Origin of the sequence: Chromohalobacter nigrandesensis (genome assembly GCF_023061285.1) — a bacterium.
Lineage (GTDB): Bacteria > Pseudomonadota > Gammaproteobacteria > Pseudomonadales > Halomonadaceae > Chromohalobacter > Chromohalobacter nigrandesensis.
This window is the reverse complement of record NZ_JAKGAM010000026.1, coordinates 1-5,003: the sequence shown is the minus strand read 5'-3', so window position 1 is coordinate 5,003 and position 5,003 is coordinate 1. Positions and strand designations below refer to the sequence as shown.

At 61.5% G+C, this 5,003-nt stretch carries 1 protein-coding gene; it reads left to right on the top strand.

Features of this window, described 5'->3' with window-relative positions; translation table 11 throughout:
- The coding region (locus L1073_RS16975) for a non-ribosomal peptide synthetase (protein WP_246901395.1) at window positions 1-5,003 on the top strand (5,003 nt) is incomplete at both ends.

Genomic DNA, 5,003 nt, shown 5'->3' with positions numbered 1-5,003 from the left:
TGGCGATCGGCCAGGCTGATTACGAAGCCCCGGTCACCGAGTGCGAAAAGTGTCTAGCGGCGATCTGGCAGGACCTTCTGCAGCAGGATCGAATCGGACGAAGGGACCACTTCTTTGAGCTGGGAGGTCACTCACTACTGGCGACGCAACTGGTCTCGCGCCTGCGTCACGAGTGGGGTGTGGATTTCCCGCTGCGGGTGGTATTCGAGGCGCCCCAACTGGCTGACATGGCAACCCGGCTGGACGATCTGGAGGGCGCGCCCGCGCAGCCGGGCATTCCTGCACTGGGGCTGACTGATGCGCCGCAGTCGTTCGCTCAACAGCGTCTCTGGCTCCTGGATCAGCTTGAACCGGGAACCACTGCCTACAATTTGCCCGGCTTCCTGCGCCTTATCGGTTCCCTCGATGAACGTGCGATGCAACAGGCATTCGACGACCTGGCCGATCGACACGAAACGCTGCGTACCCACCTGGTGGCCGCTCCGGATGGAGATACGATTCCCCGGCAGGTCATTGGTCCAGCCACCACCGTCCGGATCGAGCGTGCCGATCTCAGCAAGTCCGGTGATCCGGAGGCTGCTTACCGCGCCCACGCCTTGGATTTCATGGCGCGCCCTTTGCGGTTGGACTCGCAGCCTCTCTGGCGTGTCGGGCTGGTGGCCATGGGCGAACAGGAATGGCGACTGATGATCTGCCTGCACCATGCCATTTCCGACGGCTGGTCGGTGTCGGTGCTGATGCGTGATTTCGTGGCGCTATACCGCGCTGCCTGTGGCGAAGATACGTCGACTGAGGGTGTGTCGACTCTTCCTGCTTTGCCAATACAGTATGCGGACTTCTCGGTATGGCAACGGAACTGGCTGGCCAGCGGTGAGGGCGAGCGGCAGTTGGAATACTGGCGCGCTCAGCTCGGTAACGAGCAGCCGGTCCTGGAGTTGCCAACCGATCGGCCCCGACCGGCACGGCAGAGTTTCCGGGGCGCACGCCACCATTTTCACCTGAGCAAAGTCGTGAGTGAGCGTCTTGGTGAGCTGGCGGCAGCGCAGGGCGCGACACCGTTCATGGTGCTGCTGGCTGCCTACAACGTTCTGCTTCATCGCCTCAGTGGCCAGGACGATCTGCGGGTCGGCGTTCCAGTGGCGGGGCGCAATCGCCGGGAAACCGAAGACCTGATCGGCTTTTTCGTGAATACCCAGGTGCTGCGCTGTGAACTGGGTGCGGACCAGTCCTTCGAACAGGTACTGGTGACCGTGCGGCAGGCTGCGATCGACGCCCAGAGCCACCAGGATCTGCCGTTTGAGCAGTTGGTGGAGGCCCTGCAACCGGAACGGAGCCTGAGCCACAACCCGCTGTTCCAGGTGGCGTTCGATTACCAGCGCCGTGACTACAGTGGCCTGGGCGAGCTGCCGGGGCTGACCGTGGATGTCATGGAACTGGACGATTCCGGCGCGCAATTTGATATGGCGCTGAACGTCATCGAAGAGACCGACGGCCATCTCTCGGGCAATTGGAACTACGCCACCGACCTGTTTGAAGAAGTAACCATTGAGCGCCTCCACGCCCGTTTTGAGAAACTGCTAGGGCAGATATTGAGCGCGCCAGAGCAGATAGTAGGTGACGTTGAACTGCTGGATGAGTCGGACCGTGAACAGCTGACGGATTGGAACGCAACCGCCGTGGATTACGGCCAGCCCGAACCGGTTCATCGGTTGTTTGAACGCAATGCTGTTCGGTACCCGGATCGTGAGGCACTGGTCTTCGGTGACCAGTGCCTGAGCTATGCCGAATTCGATCAAGCCGCCAACCGTCTAGCCCATGCATTGGTCGGACTGGGCGTTGGTGGCAACAGTCTGGTCGGTGTCGCGGCTGAGCGATCCGTGGCGATGGTGGCGGCGCTCTACGCCATACAGAAAGCCGGGGCCGCGTATGTGCCCATTGATCCCGAGCATCCCGAAGTGCGCCAGCAACAGGTGCTGGCTGATGCTGGCATAGACCTGCTGTTAACTCATGACGCAGTAGTGAATCGCCTGCAGGAATTGGGCAACGTAACCGTTCTGAATCTGGATCGGCTTGATGTGTCGGAGAAACCGGATTCGGTACCGGATGTCGATATCCATCCGGAACAGCGGGCCTACGTTATCTATACCTCCGGCTCCACCGGCAAGCCGAAAGGCGTGACGAATACCCATGCCGCGCTGTTTAACCGGTTGCAGTGGATGCAGGCTGCCTATGGACTGGGTGAGGGCGATACCGTTCTGCAGAAAACGCCCTTCAGTTTTGACGTCTCGGTCTGGGAGTTCTTCTGGCCGTTGATGGTGGGGGCGCGTCTCGTCGTCGCACCGCCGGGTGATCATAAGGCCCCGGCCAGGCTGGTGGATCTGATCGACCGCGAATCGGTCACCACGCTGCATTTTGTGCCGTCCATGCTGTCGGCCTTCCTGGCCCAGGAAGATCTGGCCGGCTGTGAAAGCCTGCGCCGGATCGTCTGCAGTGGCGAAGCCCTGCCGAAGGACCTGCAGGATGAAGCCCTGCGCCGCTTGCCCCGGGCCCGACTCTATAACCTGTATGGTCCAACGGAAGCCGCGATCGATGTGACCCATTGGGCGTGCGGCAAGGACGAGCCCACAACCGTCCCGATTGGCCGCCCCATTGGCAACCTCCAGGTCCATATCCTTGATGACCGCCTGAACCCGCAGCCGATTGGCGTTCCGGGCGAGCTGTATATTGGTGGCGTAGGCCTGGCCCGGGGCTACCACGGTCGCCCGGATCTGACGGCGGAGCGGTTTGTGCCGAGCCCGTTTGCCAGTGGCGAACGCCTCTACCGCAGCGGTGACCTGGCGCGTTGGTGTAACGACGGCACACTCGAATACCTGGGCCGCCTGGATCACCAGATCAAGCTGCGCGGGTTGCGCATTGAGTTGGGTGAGATCGAGGCCGTCCTGCGCGATGCCGACCCGGTGACCGATGCGGTGGTAATTGCCCGAAATGATCAACTGATCGGATACGTGCAAGGCTCCAATGTCGACACCGACACCCTGAACACTGCTCTGAAACAGACTTTGCCAGATTACATGGTGCCCGCGCATCTGGTGGTGCTGGAAAGCTTCCCGCTCTCCGCCAACGGCAAGCTGGATCGCAAGGCTCTGCCGGAGCCAGAGGTTGAAACCGCCGATTATGAAGCACCGCAGGGCGGGATGGAAAAGGCCCTGGCTCAACTCTGGCAAGAGGTGTTGGAGATTGATCGGGTCGGGCGCCACGACAACTTCTTTGGTTTGGGCGGCCATTCCCTGTTGGGTGTGAACCTGATCCATCGAATCCGGAAAGACCTGAATCGAACCTTGCCCTTGAGTGCTCTGTTCGAGTCTGCCTCACTGGCCGAGTTGGCCAGGCTGCTGGACGCCGTATCGGAAGACGAGGTGACGCCTCTGCGCCCCTATGGTCGAGGCCAGCTAGCGCCGCAATCCTTTGCCCAGCAGCGACTCTGGTTCCTGGCGCAACTGGAACCGGAGAGCAGCGCTTACCACTTGCCGGGTGGTTTGCGCTTACAGGGTCGCCTGAATGAGGAGGCGCTGGATAAAGCCTTTTCGCAACTCGCGCACCGTCATGAATCCCTACGAACCTGCTTCCGTCACGGTGACGATGGCTTGCCTCAGCAGTGGGTTGTGGAGGCAGCGGCTGTGCCTATGGAGCGTTACGACCTGAGTGCCAGCGCTGATTCAGAGGCAGGGTTCGCGGACCTTTTCCGTGAGTTCAGCCGCCGACCCTTCGATCTGGAAACGGCACCGCCCTGGCGCGTCGCTCTAGTGCAGGTGGAAGCGTCGAACTGGCGATTGCTGCTGTGCATGCACCACATCATCTCCGACGGCTGGTCGATGCAGCTACTGCTGGAGGAGTTGGTTGATTTCTACTGCAGTGCTTCTTCGGGTGAGTCGAGCGGTCTCGAGCCGCTGCCCGTCCAGTACGCGGATTACGCGCTTTGGCAGCGGGAAAAACTGACCGGTATCGAGCTGGAGCGGCAACTGGATTGGTGGAAGCGGCAGCTTGGTGACGAATACCCAACCCTGGACCTGCCGACGGACCGCCCCCGGCCGGCACAGCGAGATGGTCGGGGCGCTCGCCATGCCTTCAACTTGCCAACGGCGCTGGTCGAGCAGTTGCGCCGAACTGCAAGCGACCAGCACGTCTCCCTTTTCATGGTTGTCCTGGCTGGCTTCGAGGCCCTGCTGTATCGCCTGAGTGGCCAGCATGACCTGCGGGTGGGTATCCCGGTTTCCGGCCGTCATCAGCCGGGCACGGAAGGACTGGTTGGTTTCTTCGTCAATACGCTGGTGCTGCGCGCGGACATCTGGCCGGGCGACCGCGGCAGCGACTTGTTGGCCCAGGTACGTGAACGAATGCACGGCGCCCAGGCCCATGCCGACCTGCCATTCGAGCAGTTGGTGGAAGCCTTGCAACCGGAACGCAGCCTGAGTCATAACCCGTTGTTTCAGGTGAGCTATAACCATCAGATCTTCGATCAACGGCCGTTGGCCAATATGGATGGCCTGAGCTGCGAGCCGCTGACCTGCCCGGCGGAAAACGCCCACTTCGATCTGGTATTGGGCACGCAGGAACACGCGGATGGCCGTATTGATGGCTACCTGGATTTCGCCACGGATATCTTCGATGCGGCCACCGTAGAACGGATGGCTTATCAGTTGCAGGCCGTTCTGGACGTGCTCAGCCGCGAGCCGGGCATTCAACTGGGTGAACTGCCGTTGCTGACGGAGGAAGAGGAGACGGTCTGGGCGCACTGGAATACCGTCGATCATCCCTCGGTGGACCCTCGCCCGATCAGCGCCCTGATCGCCGATCAGGCGCAGGAAAGGCCGGAGGCGCTGGCCGTGGTTAACGGCGAGGATCGCCTGAGCTTTGCCGAATTCGACACCCGCGCCAACCGTCTGGCCCATTGGTTGATGGGGCAGGGCATCGGTGCCGAGAGTCGCGTGGGCGTAGCCTTGGAA